The following is a 19451-nucleotide window of genomic DNA, read 5'->3' as shown; positions in this document are numbered from 1 at the left end:
TCGCCGCAGATGAAGTCCTAGTCGGCGGGTAGCTCGAGGCCGGCAGGCGGCAACCTGCCCGAGACGAAGAAATCGTTGACGATTGTGCCTAGTGGCTCGCCGGCGCGGCCGTAGGCGACGTGGCCGGCGCCAGCCCATTGCAGATATTGGCCGTGTACGAGCGTCGCAGCCAGCTCGCGGCCCCAGTGCGGCGGTGTCGCTGGGTCACCAGCGACACCGATCACCAGCGTCGGCCCGGAGCCCGCAGCCGTCATCCGGTGCGGCGGCGCGGCGGCCCGCGTGGGCCAGACGGTGCAGGGCAGTACGGACCACGCGCGGCTGGCCCCGGTCAATGGGGCTTCACGTGTCCAGGCGCGGGCTAACGCCGCAACGTCACCGACCTGGGTGGGCGTGGACAGGTCATGACACGCTACCGAGAGATAGGGCAGGTCAGCGGGGTTAACCAGAAGTGCCGGTCCGTGCACGGCGTCGATGACCGGAGCCCAGTTCCCCCGACTGGCCTCGGCGAGTACTTCTCTCAGTACCGGCACCGACGTCTCCGGTTCGTAGGCCGCTGATTCGACGTAGTTGAGCAACCGCAAACCCGACAGCACACGTCCGTCTTCGCCCACGATGGGGCTTTCATCCAGTCTCTCGATCAACGCCTGGATGCGTTGGATTTCTGGGGCGTCGAACTGAGCCCGGATAGCGCGGTCAAAAGCAACAGCCTGATCGTGGCGCAGTGTGGCGTAGTCGTTGGCGGGATTCATGGCCGAATCGAGCACGATGCGGTGAGTGCGGCCGGGGAACATGTCGGCATACACCACCCCCAGGTAGGTACCGTAGGAAAATCCGAAGTAGTCGATGCTCTCCACGTTCATCGCGACGCGCAGCGCCTCAAGGTCGCGTGCAACCTCTTGCGTCCCAACTAAACCCAGAACGCCTCCTCGCTGCGCGGCATCCACCAGCCGAGTTGTCCCCTCCAGACGACTCCGGCGCTGAGCCTCGGTGCGCGGAATGCTGGGTTGATTGCGGACAGCGGCGACAAGCTCATCGCCGGCCAACGCGATGGCCGGCCGGCTCGCGCCTACCCCGCGCGGATCGAAGGTGACGATGTCGAAATCTTGTCGTAGCCGGTCCCAAAAATTGCCGCTGTAAGCCATATCATCGATGCCCGATATGCCGGGACCGCCCGGGTTGGTGACGATTACACCCAGCTTGTGCGCTCCGGTTGCGGGCAGCCGAGCCACGGCCACCTGTGCCATGGCAGATTCAGCTAGGTTCCAATCCAGCGGCACGTTGAGGATGGCGCATTGCATTCCGGCAGCGCCGTTGGCAGCGGCGCATGGAGACCATTCCGACAGTGCGGCCGACTGGTCAGATCCGCCCGCCCAAGCGGCGGCCCAGCAGGTGCCCGCGGCAACAGACAGAACCGTCGCAGCCACACCAAACCAGCGGCGCCAAGTTGTTCTGCGTGGGCCAGCTCGGAGGCGGTGGAAAACCCATCGCGGCCGGGAACTGCCAGGGACTGCCGTCCCCGCGGCTTGCGGCTGGCCGGTGCCCTGCTCGCGAGCCCAATCGATGCCAGCGCCTTCGATGCCGCCGCTCATCGCGATCGACGCGCCCCCCGCACCGCGCCCTCCATCGTTGTTGTTACCGCCGCCGGTGGCAGCAATTGCGTAGGCCCCTGCGGTGCTCTGCACAGTCGAGCCGCACCCGCCGGCCACACCCTGATCACGGTCGCCGCACCGAGCCTCGGACGACATCGCTTGAGCTGTGCGACCGCCGTTGCCACAATATAGGCCTCGGTCCACGCGTGTCCGGCATCCAAGACGCCGTTGCCGACCAACAGGTCAGGGCTTGCTCGATTGGCCGCCGGCACCTCGGTACTCCAACGTCAGGGCGCCTGTCCGCGGTCGCGACCATGTGGCAAGCTGGTCTCGGTTCGACTGGTCACCACGAAGCGAAGTGTCGTGCGTTGCCTGAATAGGTGCGCCCTGGGAAATCTACCGGGACCATCCTGGCGATGGAGAAGAAGCGTCTGTGCCCGCTGCAGATCCGTTCGATTCACAGCAGTGGGATCGCGAACACCTGCTGACCGCCCTGCGCGGGATGATTGCAGCCCAGCTGATCGTCGGTAAGCGACACGCCCGCCAGTTGCCCCAACCCACAACGAATACGGATCCTGATCAATGACAGAGACGATTCAGGCCCTGCTGCAACAGCGCATGTCCGACTCCAGCATTGCCGTGAAATATCATGATCTGCAATGGACTTGGCGCGGGTATCTGGCGGAGGCCGCCGCGCGCGCGGCCGGATTGATCGCCGCCGCCGACCCGGACCGCCCGCTACATATCGGGTCCTTGCTGGGCAACACGCCCGAAATGCTGGCCCAGATGGCCGCGGCCGGGCTGGGTGGCTATGTGCTCTGCGGCCTGAACACCACCAGGCGCGGCGAGGCGCTGGCCGCGGACATCAGGCGCGCCGAATGCCAGATCATCGTGACCGATGCCGAGGATCGCTCGCTGTTGGATGGTTTGGACCTCGCGGATGTAGAGATCTTCGATACCTCGACACCTCGGTGGGCAGAGCTGGTTGGCGGTGCCGGTTCGCTGGTCCCCCATCGCAAAGTCGAAATGATGGATCCGTTCATGATGATCTTCACGTCGGGTACCAGCGGCAACCCTAAGGCGGTACAGGTTTCACACCTGATGCCCACATTCGCCGGCCGCAGCCTGACCGAACGGTTCGGGCTGTCGGCTCACGACACCTGCTATGTGTCCATGCCCCTTTTTCATTCCAATGCGGTGGTCGCTGGATGGGCACCCGCGGTGGTCTCGGGCGCGGCGATCGCCCCGGCGAAGTTCTCAGCGACCGGGTTCCTGGACGACATTCGCCGCTATCAGGCCACCTATATGAACTACGTCGGCAAGCCACTGGCCTACATCCTTGCCACGCCCGAACGCGACGACGACGCCGAGAATCCGCTGCGCGTGGCTTTTGGCAACGAGGCCAATGCGAAAGATATCGAAGAGTTCTCGCGACGTTTCGCAGTCCAGGTCGAGGACGGCTTCGGCTCGACCGAGAATGCCGTCATCGTGATCCGTGAACCGGGCACGCCGCCGGGCTCGATCGGCAAGGGTGTCGACGGTGTCGCCGTGTACAACAGCGACTCCGTCACCGAGTGCGCCGTGGCACGCTTCGATGAGCACGGAGCGCTGGCCAACGCCGACGAAGCGGTGGGCGAATTGGTCAACACCATGGGATCGGGCTTTTTCACCGGTTATTACAACGACCCCGGCGCCAACGCCGAGCGTATGCGCCATGGCATGTACTGGTCCGGAGACCTCGCCTACCGAGACTCACAGGGCTGGATCTATCTCGCCGGCCGCACCGCCGACTGGATGCGGGTAGACGGCGAAAACCTTGCGGCAGCCCCGATCGAACGAATTCTGTTGCGGGACAATTCGGTAAACCCAGTCGCGGTATATGTGGTCCCAGATGCCCGGGTTGGCGATCAGGTGATGGCCGCCGTCGTGCCGCACCGGGACCAGCGGTTCACTCCCGAATCGCTTGAAGCGTTTCTGCGCGCGCAACCCGACCTGTCCGCCAAAGCCTGGCCGCGATACGTCCGGATCGCCGCAGATCTGCCCAGCACCGCCACCCACAAGGTGCTCAAGCGACAGCTGGTCGCCGAAGGGACAGCCATCGGCCCGGACGAGGCGCTGTGGGTGCGGGAGCAGCGCGGCACCCGGTACCGAATAGCCTCCGACGAGAGCCGCTAGCGCGGCGCCCGGGCCGGCCGGTAGCTAGCCATCTATCTCCCCGGCGATGCCGCGTTCGATGCTGGCTCTGGTAGTGCCAGGCAAGACCATGAGACCGTCGAGTTCATTGCAGGCCAAGTCGTATGCCCGCGAGCGTTCTTGGGCGGTGGCGGAGCTATCCGCGGCCACCCGCAGCAGGCTCTGGGCACGAGCCAGCCGCTGTTGACCTTCTCGGGAGAAATCACTTCTACGCCGGCGCATCGCCTCGGCTTCGGCGGCGTTGAACGCGATGACGTAGTTCTGCACCGCATCGAAATACTCTTTGGCCGCATCGCGGTCGTCCAGCAGATCTTCGGCCCGCATAGGACGGTGAAAGTCCGCCGCCAACTTCGCCTTGTGAAAACGGGTCGTGATCGGGTCCCGCATGTCGGTCATCACCGGGAAATCAAGGAGCTTGGCCACGTCGAGTTCATAGTCCAACCAGCGCGTGTTCGTTTCGTCGTGGGCGTCGATCGCGCGTCGTATCGCCCGCCATTGGGCCGGTTTACTGCCGGGCAGGGCGTCGTCGGGCTGGCCAGCCGCGCGATCCTGCGGGGCGTGGTCGACCGCTCCATCCCCCGACCTCCTGTTGAGCGACGAGATCGCCCGGATGCCCGCATAGATCAGCCCAACGATGGGCGCAATCAGCACCAGCAACTCGACCAACCGAAACAGCAGCCCCACCCAAGCCAGGATGCCATCACCGGCGGGGATAGTCAGCGCCGCCGCGCGCCCCCTTCGGGCTAGCGCTTGTGCAGCTGGCCGGCGGCGATCTCGTCGGCCGCCTTGGCCGCGATCCCCCCACCCAGCCGCGAGGCGATCTCGGGGGCATTGGCGGCAAATCGCGCCAGCGCCCGCTGGCGTAGCGGCGCCACGGTGACCTCGCCGCGATTGCGCTCGATCGCGGTGACCACGGCGGCACCGACCTGATCGGGCCTGCCGGTACCGATCAGCGGCGGAGCGGTCGCACCGGAGTCCGCGAACATGCCCGCGCCACTGATCGCCCCGGGACTCACCACCGAGACGCCGACCCCAGCCGGGCGCAGATCGTCACGCAGGCACAGCGCGAAACCGCGGATGCCGAATTTCGTCGCCGCGTACAGCGACGCACGCGCGGTGGCCGTCTTGCCGGAAATGGACGACACGAAGACGAAATGCCCGGACCCTCGTTGAGTGAACGCCGGGATCAGTTCGCGGGTCATCTGGACCGGTATCTCGAGGTTGACCCGCAACGCGCGATCCACCTGCTCGGCGGTGAAGGTTTCCAGTTTCCCGGATGCTGGCAGGGCTGCGTTGGCGACCAAAACGTCGATCTCCCCCGCCTCGGCGAGCAGGGCCAGCGCGGCACCCGGTTCGGCGAGGTCGCTGACGATCGAGCGATGGTTGCGTCCCGGAAGCGATGCCGCGAGCTGGTCGAGCTCCGCGGGCTTGCGCGAGCTCAGGATCAGCTCCGCACCGCGGTCGGCCAGTGACGAGGCGATCGCCCGTCCGAGACCGCCCGTGGCGCCGGTAACCAGAACAGTCTTGCCGGATAATTCCATGGGGACGACGGTAGCCGACGCTGCCCGTTGCCTTCGATCCGACGTGACACCGCCGCACCGGTGCCCGAGGTCAGCCGCCGCGCACCGGGGCATCGACCGGCGCTTTGAGACCAGCCGAGAACCACACTGCGGGAGTAGGTTTGGGGCGCGCTGGGGCGCCGGCGCGCGCACTCACCGATCGGGCATTGGACCGCACCCCCGCCCGGGGCTGGCCATGGATGACTGGCCGTACGTATCTTGATGTCAATGGCCTTCTCCGATTGTGGCCACGCACCGTCCGCCGTACCCGCGGGGCCCGCGCGGTTGACCGCCATGCCGTTCCACGATTCCGACGATGTCATTCGGGCCGCCCTCGCCGAGGCCAGCGCTCCGGCGCTGCTGATGTCGATGGTGCACATGAGCGGCAATTTGGGCTTGCTCGACGAACTTCCGGGCCCGTCGATGCTGATCGCCATGGACATCCAGGGCGGCATGAGCGAAGAGGACAAACAGACCGTCCGCGAGCGTGCCTTCGAGGTGGTGCGCGACTACCGCGACCGTGGCTGCCCGGCGCCGTTCCTCCCGAACCGGGTCCAGCTGCAGACCATGCTCGACGTGGCGTCGGCCGGCCAGGTTACCGACGAGTTCATCGACTACATTGCCGCGGATCTACGGATCTCAGACGCGGACCAGGATGGCCCGCCGCTGCGATCCACTCCAAGTCAACGCAGTGGTTTCCCAGTCTTGGTCATCGGTTGTGGCGAAGCGGGGCTACTGGCCGGAATTAAACTCAAGCAAGCCGGTCTGCCGTTTGTGATCATCGAGAAGCAGGCTGGGGTCGGGGGCACGTGGCGGGCCAACCGATATCCGGGCTGCCGCGTGGACATCGCGAACCATTACTACGCGTACTCGTTCGAGCCCAACGACCATTGGTCGCATTCCTACTCCGAGCAGCCCGAGATCCTGAACTACCTCAATGACGTGGCCCAGCGCTACGAGATCACCCCGCATGTCAGATTCAACACCGAAGTTGTCAGCGCCGCTTGGCAAGACGAATCGGATAGCTGGGCGGTGCGGATCCGCGGCCACGACGGCAGCGCCGAGGTGCTCAGCGCACGCGCGGTCATCTGCGCGGTCGGCCAGTTCAGCAATCCGGTGATCCCGGACATCAAGGGCGGCAAGGATTTCGCCGGTCCGTCGTTCCACACCGCCGATTGGGACGAGCGCGTTGAGCTCGCCGGCAAGCGGGTCGCGGTGATCGGAGCCGGCGCCAGCGGTTTTCAGCTGGTGCCCGCCATCGCCGACATGACCGCACGGGTCGACGTCTATCAGCGCACCGCGCAATGGATGGCGCCCAACATCAACTACCACGCGGCCGTCAGCGATCCGGCCAAATGGGCGGTGCGCCATCTCCCCTACTACGGCAGGTGGCTGCGATTCGTGACCTGGTGGCCGATCGCCGACGGTGCAGCCCACCTGACGGTTATCGACCCGGACTGGGAGAACGGCGGCTTGTCGGTCAGTGCCGCCAATCACCAAGTCCGCGAGCTGTTTATCGCCTGGATGCGGGCCTTCACCGATGATGAACAGCTGCTGGCGAAGGTCACGCCGAACTATCCGCCGATGGGCAAACGCACCCTGCAGGACAACGGAGCATGGCTCAAAACCCTGCAGCGTGACGATGTCGAACTCATCCACGAGGGCGTTGCCGAGATCACCGCCCACGGGGTGATCACCCGCGACGGTGTGTACCGGCCGGCCGACGTATTGATCTGGGCCACCGGATTCGACGTCAACCATCAACTGGGGCCCAACCGCGTTCGGGGCTTGGACGGCGTTGAGCTCAACGACCTGTGGGGCGACGCCGCCTACGCCTATCTCGGCATCAGCGTGCCCGGCTTCCCCAACTTCTATTGCATGTACGGCCCGGGTACCAACGCCGTCAACGGCGTCAGCATCATCTACAACTCCGAGTGCCAAATGCGCTACATCCTGGGCTGTATCGACATGGTGCTGTCCGAGGGGGCTCGCTACGCGGTGCCGCGAGACGGGGTGTGTAGTGACTACAACCAGCGCAGCCAGCGGCAGCTCGAGACCATGGTCTATACCCACCCTGCGGCGTGCAGCAGCTACTACAAGAACGCGGCGGGTGATGTGCCCACCCTGTTCGCCTGGCGCATCCTGGACTATTGGAACTGAACCAACCGCCCCGACCGCAACCACTACGAGTTTCGGCGCTAGGGGGCCTGAGGCTGGTCGCTGACGGCGGCGTGCAGGTGCGTTCGCAGGAACTGGCACTGACTGGCGAAGAACCCCAATGACACCTGCGCATTCGGCGCCAACAGATCGAATGCGTGGAAGGCACCGTCGGCGATCTGCTCATGGACCTCGACACCCGCGTCGCGCAGGCGCGCGGCATAGTCGAGGCATTCCTGATGAAACAGGTCCAGCGTTCCGACGCCGATCCAGGCCGGCGGCAGATTCGACAGGTCGGCACGTCGCGCCGGTGCGGCCGTGCTGGGGTCTGCCCCGGCCAGATACAACTGCCACGCCTGTTGGTTGTCCCGCTCGCTCCACATGATGCGCTTGTGGCCGTTCGGACCGGAGCCGGTGCGGTCGTCGAGCATGGGGTACACCAACATCTGCAGCACCGGTTCCACATCACCACGGTCGCAGGCCAGCTGAACCAGCGTGGCCGCGAAAAGATTGCCGGCACTGGCACCGGCCACCACGATCCGCGACGGATCGACCCACTGCTGCTGGCGCAGCCACAGCAACGCCGCATAACAGTCCTCGACGGGGGTCGGATAGGGGTGCTCGGGCGCCAACCGGTAGTCCACCGCGGCCACCGCGACGCCCGCCAGATGAGACAACTTGCGGCAGTACTGATCCTCCTGAGCGGCGCTGCCCATGACCGTTCCGCCGCCGTGGATCCAGAGCAGGGCCGGGCCCGGATCCGGCAATCCGGCTGGCCGGTGCAATCGCACGCTGACCGCGTCGTTGACGGCCACCACCGGCACATCGCGCAGACGTCCAGTAATCCCAGCCAGCTTCATCAGCGCACGTGGCAGCTTGAGGCCGCGATGCAACCCATAGCCTCGCGGCAGGATCCGGGAGATCGCCCGCAAGGCGGGGTCGATTGCGTCGGGCTTGGTGAAGGCCGGCGGACCATCGGAACGGGCTTGCATGCACCATACGATTGCACATCGAGGTGTCCGCATGGGCCTACACCGGTACCGGCGGCGGCCCGGGCGACCCTAGCGGCCATCGGCGGACATGCCCGCTACCCAAGGCCATCTGAATTAATGACTCAAGTCACTTGAGTGTGCATACGAGGCTAGGTGAGCATAGGTGGGTGACTACCCTTCCTAGTGCCGGATCGCTGTCGATCTCCACCGTTACCGGCGACCCCGTCGCGCGAGTTGTCGCTGACGCCACGGTCGCCGACGTCGCCAACGCGATGATCGCCGACAACGTCGGAGCGATCGTGATCGGGGACGACGACCGGCCTGCCGCCCTGGTGAGCGAACGCGATGTGGTTCGCGTAGTAGCGAGCGGCAAGGATCCGAATACGGTGCCCGCCCTCGACGTTGCCAGCACCAAACTGGTGTGGTGCGACTCCGACGCCACCGTCGATCAGGTAGCGAACCAGATGATGGAACACTACATTCGCCACGTTCTGGTGGAACACGATGGCATACCGGCGGGGATCGTCTCGGCTCGTGACCTGCTCGGCGTCTACTGCTCCGATGCCGTTTTGGACTCGGACTAGGGCGGTGCGCGGCGGCTCTGCGTCGTTCTCGGCCGGCCCGGATCGGCCGTGACAATCCTCAGAATGCCTCTGGATTCTGCGCGATGGCGACCGGTACCGGGTGCTGGTAGAGCCGCGCCGCATTCTCCCAAGTGATCTTGCGAATCACGTCGGCGGGCAGTCCGTCGAGTTGTTCATGCATGGTCTGCTGGGTGTGCGGCCAGGTCGAATCGCAGTGCGGATAGTCGGATTCCACCATGATGTTTTCCGTACCGATTCGATGATGCTGCACGAACGAGGACTTGTCCTCCACCGCGCAGAACCAGAAGTTTCGCGTGAAAACCTCTGCCGGCGTCAAGCTTTCGCCCATGGCCCGCCAAGTGCCATACATCTCGTGATAGCTCAGCATGTGGTCGAGACGATCGAGCAGTCCGGCAACCCAACCGATTCCCCCCTCGGACAGGCAGATCTTGAGATCCGGAAATCTGCTGGGCAGGCCGGAATACAGCCAGTCCACGGCCGCGGAGATGGCGTAGGCGAAGAACAGCACGCCCGGGACATCCGCAGGTGCGTCATCGGTGGTCGACGGGGACGAACCCGACGATCCGATATGTAGGTTCACCACCGTGCCGGTCTCGGCGCACGCCGCCATCATCGGGTCCCAGTGGCCCGAGTGAATGCTCGGCAGTCCGAGCATCGCGGGGTTCTCGCTGAAGCTGACGGCGCGAAATCCGCGCTCGGCGTTCTCATGGATCAGCTGCGCACCCGCACTGGGATCCAGCAGCCAGGGCAGCTGGCAGGGAATGATCCGCTCCGGATATGGTCCAGCCCAAGCTTCCAGGTGCCAGTCATTCCAGGCCCGCACCGCGGCCCAGGCGAGTTCGGGATCCTTGGTCACCTGCTGCAGCCGCTGGCCGGCAAACCCCGGCAGAAACGACGGGAAGTTCAGCGATGCGTAGACACCATTGAGATCCATGTCCTTGATGCGCTCATGAATATCCCACGCACCCCTTCGCATTTCGTCAAAGCGCACCGGCTCGAAGCCATATTCCGAGACGGGTCGCCCTACCACCGCGTTGAACCCGACGTTGGGCAGTACCTGTCCGTCGTAGACCCACACCTGTCCGCCGTCGTCGGTCTCGACGACTCGCGGTGCGCGGTCGGCGAACCTCTGCGGCAGACGTCCGGTGAAGGTGTCGGGCGGTTCGACGATGTGATCGTCCACCGAAATCACCGTGTAGCGGCGCCGCGCCCTGGGCGGATCCGTCAAGAAAGTGACGCTGCGATCTGCGCCGGTCTTCGCCGTGGTGAAGCTGAGGTCGCTGGCCAGTTCGTCGATCGATTTCATCGTCGGCAATCTCTCTGCAGTGCTGGGTGATTCGCGGTCATCGGGGCTCAGCTCAGTACGGCCGGGTCGGCCTTGATGGTCATCCGTGCCGCCCCCGCCCAATAGACGTCGGCAGCCCGTTCGATCAGCGATGAACGCATGCCGGCCATATCGGACCATTTCATCCGTGTGGGTTCTGCACCGGTGAGCATCACGTCGTAGGCCAGCTTGCATACTCGTTCGATCGACGCGGCGCGATAGACGGCTTGGGCGAGATTGCGGCCGGTGGCGATGACGCCGTGGTTGGCCAGAATCGTCAGGTTCGCGCTTCCGATATGTGCCGCGAGGTCGGCCGCACGTGCGGCGCTGTCGATTTCGCCGTCATAGCTTTCGACCAGGCACATGTCGTCGAGGAAGAGCGATCCGGTCTGGTGCACCAGGTCCGGCAGCCGGCCCAGGGCCGCCAGGACACACACGTAGTACGGGTGGTTGTGGATGACCACGCGAGCATCGTCGCGAACTCGGTGCAACTGAGTGTGGATATGGATCGCGGGGGTGACGTCCCACCGGCCCTTGACCACCCGCGCGTCGGCGTCCACCGTGCAGATATCCGAGGCGGTGAGTTCCTGCCACCACAGCCCCCATGGATTGACCAGCGTGTCGGTTTGGCCGTCGGGCTGCCAGGTGATGTGACCGGCCATGTTCTCTGCGAACCCGATGCCCGCGAGGTGGCGGAAGGCAACGGCGAGCGCCTGCGCATCGGATAGCTCCACACCGATCGGCGGAATCACCGATGGCGCCCATACCTGCAGGCCACCTTGGCGTGCGTCAGGAGCGTTCATGCTCGGCCTCCATCCTGGCTCGAATATCGTCGCGAAGCTGCCCTTTGGCAATCTTGCCGCCGGAGGATCGAGGCAGTTCGTCGACCACGACGAGTCGTTCGGGCAGTAGTTCTTTGGAATACCCCAGCGCCAAGAGGTGCTCGACGAGTTCGGTTCGATCGAGGCGCTGCGAGTCGGCGAGCTCGACGTAGAGGCAGACCTTCTCCCCGAAAACCGGATCGGGCATCGACACCGCCGCAGCGATCGCGACGGCCGGGTGGTTCAGCGCCGCATCCTCGACCTGACCGGCGCTGATGTTCTTTCCGCCGCGCAAGATGAAATCCGAGGTCCGGCCGGTGACGGTCAGATAGCCGTCCGGATCGATCTCGCAGATATCACCCATGCGCATCCACCCGTCCCGGGTGAACAACTTCTCGTGATCGGTTCCGCCCAGATAGCCGAGGCTGGTCGCCGGTCCGCGGCACCCGGGCTGGCCCCGGCCCGACGCGGTGACGTCACGGTCCCCGTCGAAAAGCCGCACCGACATTTCCGGAACAACCCGCCCACCCGTCCTGAGGCGACGCTCCCGCGAGTCGCGCAAGGTGGTCGCACTGAGCAATCCGGTCTCGTTGGAGCCATAGAACTGCAGAATGGCTGCGCCGGTGAGATCCTCGAACTCAGTGGCGCGCCGGTACGGCAACGCCTCGCCGCCGGCGAAGACGACCCGCAGCGAACTCAGATCATAGGCCCGGCACCAGTGGTCGGCCATGAGCATCGTCAATTGAGTACTGACACAGCACAACACCGTGACCCGGTGCCGAGCGATTGCCTCACATGCGGCCAGCGTCGTGAACCGATCCAGAATCACCGCGCTGGCCCCCAGGTAAATGGGTGTGGTGTGGCTGGTCCAGATGCCGAATCCGAAGGGCATGGGAATCACCGGCAAGACTACGTCCTGCGGCGTCAACATGCCATTGGCGACCGCGTGCTGATGAAAGTAGTGCCAACGGTTCTGGGTATGCACCACACATTTGGGTGCCCCCGTGGTGCCCGAGGTGGAGTTGATCAGGAACACATCATCGGAACCGAGGCGTCGCTCGTTTCCGAGCTCGCTTTCGAGCCCATTTTCGGGCGCCACCGGCACCGGCTTACCGTCGAAGCGCAGCGTTTTACCCTCGCGCACCAAGACACCCGAGGGCACCGGAAGCTGTGCGCTCACCTCGGTCGCGGCGGCGCTGCGCGGGGCGTCGCTGACCAGGAGCTTGACCTGCGCGGCGCGCAATATCTGGGTGGCTTCCCGGACACCGGCGCGTGCACCGATGCCCACCACCACGGCGCCACAGCGCTCGATGGCGATGAACAACGCATGTAGCGCGGCGCAGTCGCCGTGCCATACCGCCACCCGGTCGCCGGGCAGCACGCCAGCTCCGGCCAGCTGTTCGGCTAGACTTGTTGCCGCACAGTCGAATTCACTCCACGTTAGCAGTGACGCCGGGTAGTCGATATAGGCGGCATGATGCGGCGAGCCTTCGGCGTTTCGTCTTACCGCGTCCGATAGCGTCGAGTCGGACCACCAGCCTGCGGCGTGGTAGCGGATCGCCTCCTGGGTGCTGAATGCCGGAGATCCCGCCATATCGCGCCGACCGGCAGCCATAACCAAATGATAGGAAAATAACGTGCCGCTCCACACCGACCCGCGACGGTTGGTGTCGGCCCCGCACCCAGGAGACAATCGAGATACCCCGTTCGCCAGGTGTCCCTCGGACGCTGCGCTACTATCCCCCAAACCCGTAATCGTGCAACTGCGCGCGAAAGTCGGGTCGAAGACGGTAGCGGGCAGTATTGTCCGTGGCTCAGACAAACCATGGGAGCAAGCGTGACGGAGATGCCCGACGGTATCTCGATCCGGCAAGCTGAGCCGGCGGACTACCTCAACGTCGCGCAGATGCACTATCCGAGCTGGCGGCTTTCCTATCGCGGCATCATGACGCCCGAAACCCTCGATCTGTTCGATTGGCAGGAATGGATCGACGAGGAGTACCCGCGCAGGCTCGCCAGAGCCGGCTGGTCCATGTGGCTAGCCGAGTCGGGCGGCCAGATCGTCGGGATGAGCATTTTCGGGCCGGAGCCCGACAATCCGGATCAGCTGGAGATCGACTCGCTCTACGTCGCCGCCGGCAATGACCGCCGGGGCATCGGCGGCCTGCTGCTTGCCAATTCGCTCAACTCGGCGCCGTCACATGACGCGGTCTTGTGGTGTGCCGAGAAGAACTATCGAGCGCGACGGTTCTATCAGAAGAACGGCTTCCAGCTCGATGGCCGTTCATTCGCCTGGACGCTGGTACCCGGGGTCCTGGTCATACCGCAGATTGGCTTCACGCTGCACCGCTCGAGATCCCAGAGCTGAATCCTGACCTCACCGTGGCGGTCGCCCGGTGGCTGATCTGCGGTTTCGTGTCGCCAAGGAGTTACCAAGAATCCTCCAAGGACCGAGCGGCAAGGTGCAGTCGACCAGAACCGATCGACCACAGCGAGGAGCCCGAGACCACCCATGGCCATTGTGGAATCGCCACCAGGCCACCCCTACCCGCACTTGCCCGCCTCGTTCTACGGCACCCCATCGGGATCGCCCCCGGGTCCCACCGGGTACCTAGAGCACCCCAGACGCCACCCGTGGGAAATCGGGCTACTGGTGCTGGTCATCGTCTCCAGCGTGCTGCTCTACCTGGTCGCGGCCGCCGTGGTGCTGTCGGGCAAGTCCAGCCTGCTCTGGATTTCCATCGTGGCCACGCCGATCGTGCTGTTCGCGCTGCGCGGGCTGACCTACGGCAAGCAGCGCGCCAACGGCGTCAAGATGTCACCGACCCAGTTCGCCGAAGGCTACTGGCTCGTCGTCGAGGCGGCCCGCCGGTTCGGGCTCAGCGAGGTTCCCGACGCCTACGTGGTGCTGGGCAACGGGCTGATCAACGCCTTCTCCAGCGGGCACGGCTTTCGCCGCTACGTCGTGGTGTACAGCGACCTGTTCGAAATCGGCGGTCAAGCCCGCGACCCCGAGGCGCTCGCCTTCATCATCGGCCATGAGGTCGGCCATCTCGCGGCCGGGCATGCCTCGTACTGGCGCCCGCTGATGCAACTTGCGATGCGCGTTCCGCTGTTGGGGCCGACGCTGTCACGGTCGATGGAGTACACCGCCGACAACTACGGCTACGCGTTCCGTCCCGCAGGTGCCCGCAAGGCCATCGGTGTGCTCAGTGCCGGAAAGTATCTGCCCCGGTCGGTGGATTTCGACGGCATGGCCGACCGGGCCGGGTCCGAGACCGGGTTCTTCGTCTGGCTGGCCAACATGGTGTCCTCGCATCCGGTGAACACCTGGCGCGCAGCCGCGCTGCGCAACCGCATGGTTGCGGGTTCGCTGTTCTTCCGGCCCAAACAGCCGGCCCCGGTGCCGCCGACGGCCTGGGCGGCCCCCGGCGACGGCGGATGGGCCAGGTAGTCCCCCAGCCTCGCGTTCAATAGCCTGGGCACGGGAATCATCCGGTCCGGCGACGCAGGAGGCAGCGGCAGTGCGATCCATATCGATGGGCCAGGTGGGGGCGGGACTGGCCAGCGGAGCGATCGCCGGCGCCGCCGGCACCACCGCGCTCAATGTGATCGCCTATCTGGACATCGCGGTGCGGGGCCGCTCCACCAGTACGACCCCGGAAGACACCGTCAATGCCATGGCGCGATTGCTGCACCTGACGGTTCCGGGTACTGGGGACGTGCTGGCCAACCGCGTCGCCGGTCTCGGCGCGCTGACCGGCTACGCGGCCGGGATTGGGATGGGCCTGGTTCTTGGGCTTGCCTACGGCCTGGGTTGGCGGCCGCGGTTGCTGGTGGCCATGCTGGTCGCAACGGCCCTCGCCCTGGTGGGTACCAACGGACCGATGACCCTGCTCGGGGTGACCGACCCCAGGACCTGGGGCCTCGTCGGCTGGATCAGTGATCTGGTCCCGCACCTCGGATATGGCGTGGTCACCGCGCTGGTCTTGCATTACACGGCGTTGTGCAAGCGCCACCAACCACTGGATCCACGCTAGGCGGGTTCGCCAGGAACCCGACCCCGCGGCCGATCACCCGCCCTTGAGGCGAATCTTCCACCGCACGAAGCTGACGTAGCACAAGCTGATGAACGCGAGCATGGCCATGTCAAACCACCAGGCACTAGCCGTGTGATGCCAGTGCGAATCCTTCGGAGTCAGCGGACCGGGCACGAGTTTGATCAGGTCGACGGTCGAGGCCGAGGTGGCAAATCCCCATCGTGCCGGTGTGGCCCAGGACATCTGGTCCAACCCCAGGCGGTCGGTGACGGGAATCATGCCGCCGGAGAACACCAGCTGCGACATCACCGCGACCACCAGCAGCGGCATGATCTGTTCGTTCGACTTGGCCACCGCCGATAGCGCCAGTCCGAGCATCGCTGAAGCGACGCAGGTGGCGGCAACGTCGGCCAACAGTTCGAGCCCAGGTTTGCCCAGCGCCACGGCGCCCTGGGTGGGACCGCCCTTGCCGATCAGCACGATGATGGTGACGATCGCCGATTGAACGACCGCAAACACCGTGTAGACGCAGATCTTCGCCAGCAGGTACGCGGTGGTGGACAGGCCGACTGCCTGTTCGCGCCGGAAGATGGCCCGCTCGCCGATGAGATCTCGGATTGTCAGCGCGGTCCCCATGAAGACCGCACCGACATTGAGCAACACCAGAATCTGGCCCGGCTCGTTGGGTGCGTTCCCCATCGGATTGGGCATGCCGAAGCCGACGTCCCCGGGTACCGACATCGACAGCGAGCCCATGACGAACGGCAATATCGCCAGGAAGATGAAATAGCCCCGGTCCGAGATGATCAGCCGCATCTGGCGTCTGGCGATGGTGGAGAACTGGCGGAACAGGCTGGTCTGCGACGGGTCGCCACCCAGCTCCCCTGGACGCTCCACCGGCGGCGCTGGCGGGGGTGGCCCCGTTTGCGCCAAGTAGCGCGCCTGGGCCCCCTCCGGGTCGTCGGCGACCGTGCTGAAGATGTCGGCCCAGTTGGTCGTCCCCATGGCCGGACCGATCTGGCTGGGCGGCCCGCAGAACGCTGTCTTGCCGCCCGGTGCCAGCAACAGAACCTGATCGCAGACATCGAGGTAGGTCAGTGAGTGAGTGACAACCAGCACCACACGACCGGCGTCGGCCAACTGCCGCAGCATGGTCATGACCTGCCGGTCCAACGCCGGATCCAGACCGGATGTGGGCTCATCCAGGATCAGCAGCGACGGTCCCGTCAGCAGTTCGAGGGCCACCGATGCACGTTTGCGCTGACCTCCCGACAGTTTGTCGACCCGCGTCTCGAGGTGCTTGGACATCTCCAGCTCTTCGAGGACCCGGGCGACCACCTGTTCGCGGTCCTCCTTGGTGGTGTCCGGCGGCAGCCGCAGTTCGGCCGCATACATCAACGCCTGCCGGACCGTCAGTTGACCGTGGACCACGTCGTCTTGCGGCACCATGCCGATCCTGCTGCGCAGGGAGGCGTATTCGGCATGAATGTTGTGGCCTTCAAAAGTCACCGTGCCGTTGGTCGGGTGCGTGTACCCGGCGACCAGCCTGGCGAAAGTTGATTTGCCAGCACCGGACGGGCCGATGACCGCGGTGAGCATCCCCGGGCGTGCCGCCAACGAGATGTTGTCCAGCAGTGTCTTGTTGCCCTCGATCGTCCACGTCACCCCGTGCACGTCAAGGCCCCCGGTGCGCGTCTCGAGCAGGCTCTCTTCGCGGCGGGCCAGCGCACCATTGGCGAAAATGAGGTCGATGTTGCCGATCGTGACGACGTCGCCGTCGTGCAGCAGTGCCGCCTCGACCCTGGCACCGTTGACGAATGTGCCGTTGATGCTGCGGTTGTCCCGGATCTCGGTGCCCTGCGGTGTCGGGATCAGGGTGGCGTGGTGACGCGACGCCAGCACCTCGGGAATGACGATGTCGTTGTCGTCGGCGCGGCCGATCGTCACCGCGCCCGGCGGTAATTCGCCCGCCGCCCTGCCCGGACGCAGAATCTTCATCATCGAGGTGGCGATGTTGCCGGTTTCGCCGGGCGCGCGCCCGACCACGAGGGGGGCCGGGGGCGCCGGGCTCGCGGCCGGCGGCCGGTATATCTGCGGGGCCGGCTGAGCGCCGGTTTGCGACCGCGACGTCTGCGGGCCGCTGGGGTATTGCGGTTGCTGGTCCGACGGCTGCACGTGCTGCGGTCCGCTGGGAGGTTGAGCCGGCATCCGCGTGGTCGGCGGGGCCGGCTGCGGCGGAACGGGCCGGTGCGAGCCGGTTTGCGGGGGTGCCTGGCTGGGCCATGCCCCGCCGGGCATGGGCGGGGGCACCTGCATGACCGCGGTTGGCGGTGGGCGCCCGACCGAACCTTGCTGACGGCGGCCGACTCCAAAGTCCAGCGCCGGACCATCCGGGTTGCCGATGTTGACCCGCTGGCCATCTTGGATGTCGACAACCGGTACTCGCCGGTTGTTGATGTAGAGCCCGTTGAGACTGCCATTGTCAATGGCGATCCATCGGCCTTGATCGAAGCGCAGCAGCAGATGCACCCGTGAGATCAGCGGGTCCGCGACGCGGACGTCTGCCCGCAAATCACGGCCAATGACTACGTCGTGGCCTGCGGCGAAGGTGCGCTCAGCTCCGTTGTACCGCACGGTCAGCACCGGCGGGGCGGCTGTTTGGGTCATCGGGACCAACTGTAATGGCACCGGCGCTCCGGGCAGAACAGGGCGCGGATATGTGTTAGCCGCGCCGATCCGCCGCGGCCACTGACATTTCACACGGCACGTCATATGGTCGGTCTACGGAGCCTCCCGGAGGAGAGATCGTGAGCACCTTGTCCAGTGGCCTGCGAACGCTCAGCTACGAAGCATTCATCTACTTCTATCCGTTGGTCATGATGGATGTGACGCGACTGCAGGCCCTCAACGCGGCACCCGGCACCGGCCCCGGCGCCGGCCCGCCCAATCACTTCTCGCACATGCGGGCGTTCCCGTCGGCCGAATTCCGCGCGGTGGTGCGGCCCAACTTCGACACGCTGTACTCCTCGGCCTGGCTGGACCTGCGCAACGGTCCGGTCCGCCTGCAGTCGGCGGACACCGACGATCGCTACTACATGCTGCCGATGCTGGACATGTGGACAGACGTTTTCGCCAATCCCGGCAAGCGCACCAGCGGGACGGGTCCACTTGATCTCGTGATCGCCGGCCCTGGCTACCAGGGCGAAAGCGGCGAAAGCGGCGAACAACCGCGCCCAACCACGGTCGTGGCCGCGCCGACACCGTTTGTCTGGATCATCGGCCGCACCCAGACCAACGGGCCAGCCGACTACCCGGCCGTTCACCGGGTACAAGACGGCTACTCCCTCACTGAGCTCGGCAGCGGTGCGCAGGCCAGTGCGGGAGACAAGCGACCAGACTTTGACCTGACTACCGAGCCGCCCAGAATCGTCAACGGCATGGCCGCGCTGGACTACCTCTCCTATGCGGCCGATCTGCTGTGCGTCAATTCACCACACCCGACCGACTACTCCGTGCTTGCCCGGCTGGCCAACCTCGGCATCGAAGCGGGAAGCCCGTTCGATGCGAGCCGGTTCGACGCGGACCAAGTGGCAGAGCTCGAGCGCGGCAGAAGCGATGCGCTCAACGACATCCTCAAGAGCGCCACCAAGCTTGGGGCCAACGTCGACGGCTGGATCAGCCTGACCGAGAGCATGGGCGTCTACGGCAACAACTACCTACGGCGCGCGGTGGTGGCCCTCATCGGTCTGGGAGCCAACCCCGCCGAGGACGCCGTATATCCGTTCCTCGCCACCGACGAGCACGGAGATCCGCTGGCCGGCGAACACGACTACGTCATCCACTTCGACGCGGACAAGCTGCCCCCGGTGGACGCATTCTGGTCGGTCACGATGTATGACGCCGAAGGCTTTCAAGTGGCCAACGAGCTGAACCGATTCGCCATCGGCGACCGTGACGAGCTGCGCTACAACGACGACGGCTCATTGGACCTCTATCTCGCGCACACCGACCCCGGTCCCGAGCGCCAGTCGAACTGGCTCCCGGCCCCGTTGGGCCCGCTGGGCGTGACCATGCGGCTGTACGCGCCGAGGCCCGAGGTGGTCGCCGGCGAATGGTCGCCACCCCCGGTGCGCAAGGCCTGACTCAAACATCGGCCGTGGCCTTGGCGCCC

General features: G+C 65.5%; 14 protein-coding genes and 1 pseudogene. 7 read left to right on the top strand and 8 right to left on the bottom strand.

The annotated features are described in order from the left end of the window. Nucleotides 1-17: 17 nt before the first annotated feature. Nucleotides 18-1244 carry an alpha/beta hydrolase gene (locus tag SHTP_RS11095; protein ID WP_231991394.1) on the bottom strand — a complete coding sequence of 409 codons (1227 nt, stop codon included), beginning with the start codon at nt 1242-1244 and terminating at the stop codon, nt 18-20. A 927-nt stretch (nt 1245-2171) separates the two neighbouring features. On the opposite strand from SHTP_RS11095, the gene fadD1 reads away from it, so the two are divergent. Further along, nucleotides 2172-3764 carry a fatty-acid--CoA ligase FadD1 gene (gene fadD1 / locus SHTP_RS11090; protein WP_096370618.1) on the top strand — a complete coding sequence of 531 codons (1593 nt, stop codon included), beginning with the start codon at nt 2172-2174 and terminating at the stop codon, nt 3762-3764. Between the two features lie 24 nt (nt 3765-3788). On the opposite strand, the gene SHTP_RS11085 is transcribed toward fadD1, so the two are convergent. Continuing rightward, nucleotides 3789-4466 (bottom strand): hypothetical protein, encoded by a 678-nt coding sequence (locus SHTP_RS11085; protein ID WP_096370617.1) that lies wholly within the window; start codon nt 4464-4466, stop codon nt 3789-3791. Nucleotides 4467-4525: 59 nt separating this feature from the next. Continuing rightward, nucleotides 4526-5323: an SDR family NAD(P)-dependent oxidoreductase gene (locus SHTP_RS11080; protein ID WP_015355433.1), complete on the bottom strand. Its 798-nt coding sequence runs from the start codon at nt 5321-5323 to the stop codon at nt 4526-4528. Between the two features lie 246 nt (nt 5324-5569). Between SHTP_RS11080 and SHTP_RS11075 the strand changes: the two genes are divergently transcribed. Continuing rightward, nucleotides 5570-7501 (top strand): flavin-containing monooxygenase, encoded by a 1932-nt coding sequence (locus tag SHTP_RS11075; RefSeq protein ID WP_096372425.1) that lies wholly within the window; start codon nt 5570-5572, stop codon nt 7499-7501. Nucleotides 7502-7539: 38 nt separating this feature from the next. On the opposite strand, the gene SHTP_RS11070 is transcribed toward SHTP_RS11075, so the two are convergent. After that, nucleotides 7540-8490 carry an alpha/beta hydrolase gene (locus SHTP_RS11070; protein ID WP_096370616.1) on the bottom strand — a complete coding sequence of 317 codons (951 nt, stop codon included), beginning with the start codon at nt 8488-8490 and terminating at the stop codon, nt 7540-7542. A gap of 167 nt (nt 8491-8657) precedes the next feature. Between SHTP_RS11070 and SHTP_RS11065 the strand changes: the two genes are divergently transcribed. After that, a complete protein-coding gene (locus tag SHTP_RS11065; protein WP_096370615.1) occupies nt 8658-9074 on the top strand; it encodes a CBS domain-containing protein in 417 nt (138 codons plus the stop codon). A gap of 58 nt (nt 9075-9132) precedes the next feature. On the opposite strand, the gene SHTP_RS11060 is transcribed toward SHTP_RS11065, so the two are convergent. Genes SHTP_RS11060 through SHTP_RS11050 form a run of 3 tightly spaced genes read right to left on the bottom strand, consistent with a single transcriptional unit; the run spans nt 9133 to nt 12855 of the window. Further along, nucleotides 9133-10401: an amidohydrolase family protein gene (locus SHTP_RS11060; protein ID WP_015355430.1), complete on the bottom strand. Its 1269-nt coding sequence runs from the start codon at nt 10399-10401 to the stop codon at nt 9133-9135. A gap of 47 nt (nt 10402-10448) precedes the next feature. Continuing rightward, nucleotides 10449-11222 (bottom strand): class II aldolase/adducin family protein, encoded by a 774-nt coding sequence (locus SHTP_RS11055; protein ID WP_096370614.1) that lies wholly within the window; start codon nt 11220-11222, stop codon nt 10449-10451. Next, nucleotides 11209-12855, bottom strand: a complete 1647-nt coding sequence (locus SHTP_RS11050) for a class I adenylate-forming enzyme family protein (RefSeq protein ID WP_096370613.1) — start codon at nt 12853-12855, stop codon at nt 11209-11211. Before SHTP_RS11050 ends, SHTP_RS11055 begins: the two co-directional genes overlap by 14 nt. 231 nt (nt 12856-13086) lie before the next feature. Here SHTP_RS11050 and SHTP_RS11045 point away from each other — a divergent pair, with 231 nt between their 5' ends. The 3 genes and pseudogenes from SHTP_RS11045 (at nt 13087) to SHTP_RS11035 (ending at nt 15280) form a co-directional block, all read left to right on the top strand. Next, nucleotides 13087-13608 (top strand): GNAT family N-acetyltransferase, encoded by a 522-nt coding sequence (locus SHTP_RS11045; RefSeq protein WP_197706265.1) that lies wholly within the window; start codon nt 13087-13089, stop codon nt 13606-13608. 186 nt (nt 13609-13794) lie between these two features. After that, nucleotides 13795-14652, top strand: a pseudogene (locus SHTP_RS11040) (M48 family metallopeptidase); the annotation flags it as partial. A gap of 112 nt (nt 14653-14764) precedes the next feature. Further along, a complete protein-coding gene (locus SHTP_RS11035; protein ID WP_011740986.1) occupies nt 14765-15280 on the top strand; it encodes a hypothetical protein in 516 nt (171 codons plus the stop codon). A 33-nt stretch (nt 15281-15313) separates the two neighbouring features. On the opposite strand, the gene SHTP_RS11030 is transcribed toward SHTP_RS11035, so the two are convergent. Beyond that, nucleotides 15314-17947: an FHA domain-containing protein gene (locus tag SHTP_RS11030; RefSeq protein WP_096370610.1), complete on the bottom strand. Its 2634-nt coding sequence runs from the start codon at nt 17945-17947 to the stop codon at nt 15314-15316. 140 nt (nt 17948-18087) lie between these two features. Between SHTP_RS11030 and SHTP_RS11025 the strand changes: the two genes are divergently transcribed. Then, complete coding sequence (locus SHTP_RS11025; RefSeq protein ID WP_096370609.1) at nt 18088-19422, top strand: DUF1254 domain-containing protein; 1335 nt, start codon at nt 18088-18090, stop codon at nt 19420-19422. The last annotated feature ends 29 nt before the right edge of the window (nt 19423-19451 follow it).

This window comes from Mycobacterium ulcerans subsp. shinshuense (genome assembly GCF_002355775.1).
GTDB classification, from domain to species: domain Bacteria; phylum Actinomycetota; class Actinomycetes; order Mycobacteriales; family Mycobacteriaceae; genus Mycobacterium; species Mycobacterium marinum.
The sequence above is the reverse complement of the archived record's forward strand: the minus strand, read 5'-3'. Positions and strand labels throughout refer to the sequence as shown.

Excerpts from the sequence above, each read along its gene's own strand:
- SHTP_RS11095 (WP_231991394.1), bottom strand. The coding sequence starts at position 1,244 with ATGGCACAGGTGGCCGTGGCTCGGCTGCCCGCAACCGGAGCGCACAAG.
- fadD1 (WP_096370618.1), top strand. The coding sequence starts at position 2,172 with ATGACAGAGACGATTCAGGCCCTGCTGCAACAGCGCATGTCCGACTCC.
- SHTP_RS11080 (WP_015355433.1), bottom strand. The coding sequence starts at position 5,323 with ATGGAATTATCCGGCAAGACTGTTCTGGTTACCGGCGCCACGGGCGGT.
- SHTP_RS11075 (WP_096372425.1), top strand. The coding sequence starts at position 5,570 with ATGGCCTTCTCCGATTGTGGCCACGCACCGTCCGCCGTACCCGCGGGG.
- SHTP_RS11070 (WP_096370616.1), bottom strand. The coding sequence starts at position 8,490 with ATGCAAGCCCGTTCCGATGGTCCGCCGGCCTTCACCAAGCCCGACGCA.
- SHTP_RS11060 (WP_015355430.1), bottom strand. The coding sequence starts at position 10,401 with ATGAAATCGATCGACGAACTGGCCAGCGACCTCAGCTTCACCACGGCG.
- SHTP_RS11055 (WP_096370614.1), bottom strand. The coding sequence starts at position 11,222 with ATGAACGCTCCTGACGCACGCCAAGGTGGCCTGCAGGTATGGGCGCCA.
- SHTP_RS11050 (WP_096370613.1), bottom strand. The coding sequence starts at position 12,855 with ATGGCTGCCGGTCGGCGCGATATGGCGGGATCTCCGGCATTCAGCACC.
- SHTP_RS11045 (WP_197706265.1), top strand. The coding sequence starts at position 13,087 with ATGCCCGACGGTATCTCGATCCGGCAAGCTGAGCCGGCGGACTACCTC.
- SHTP_RS11030 (WP_096370610.1), bottom strand. The coding sequence starts at position 17,947 with ATGACCCAAACAGCCGCCCCGCCGGTGCTGACCGTGCGGTACAACGGA.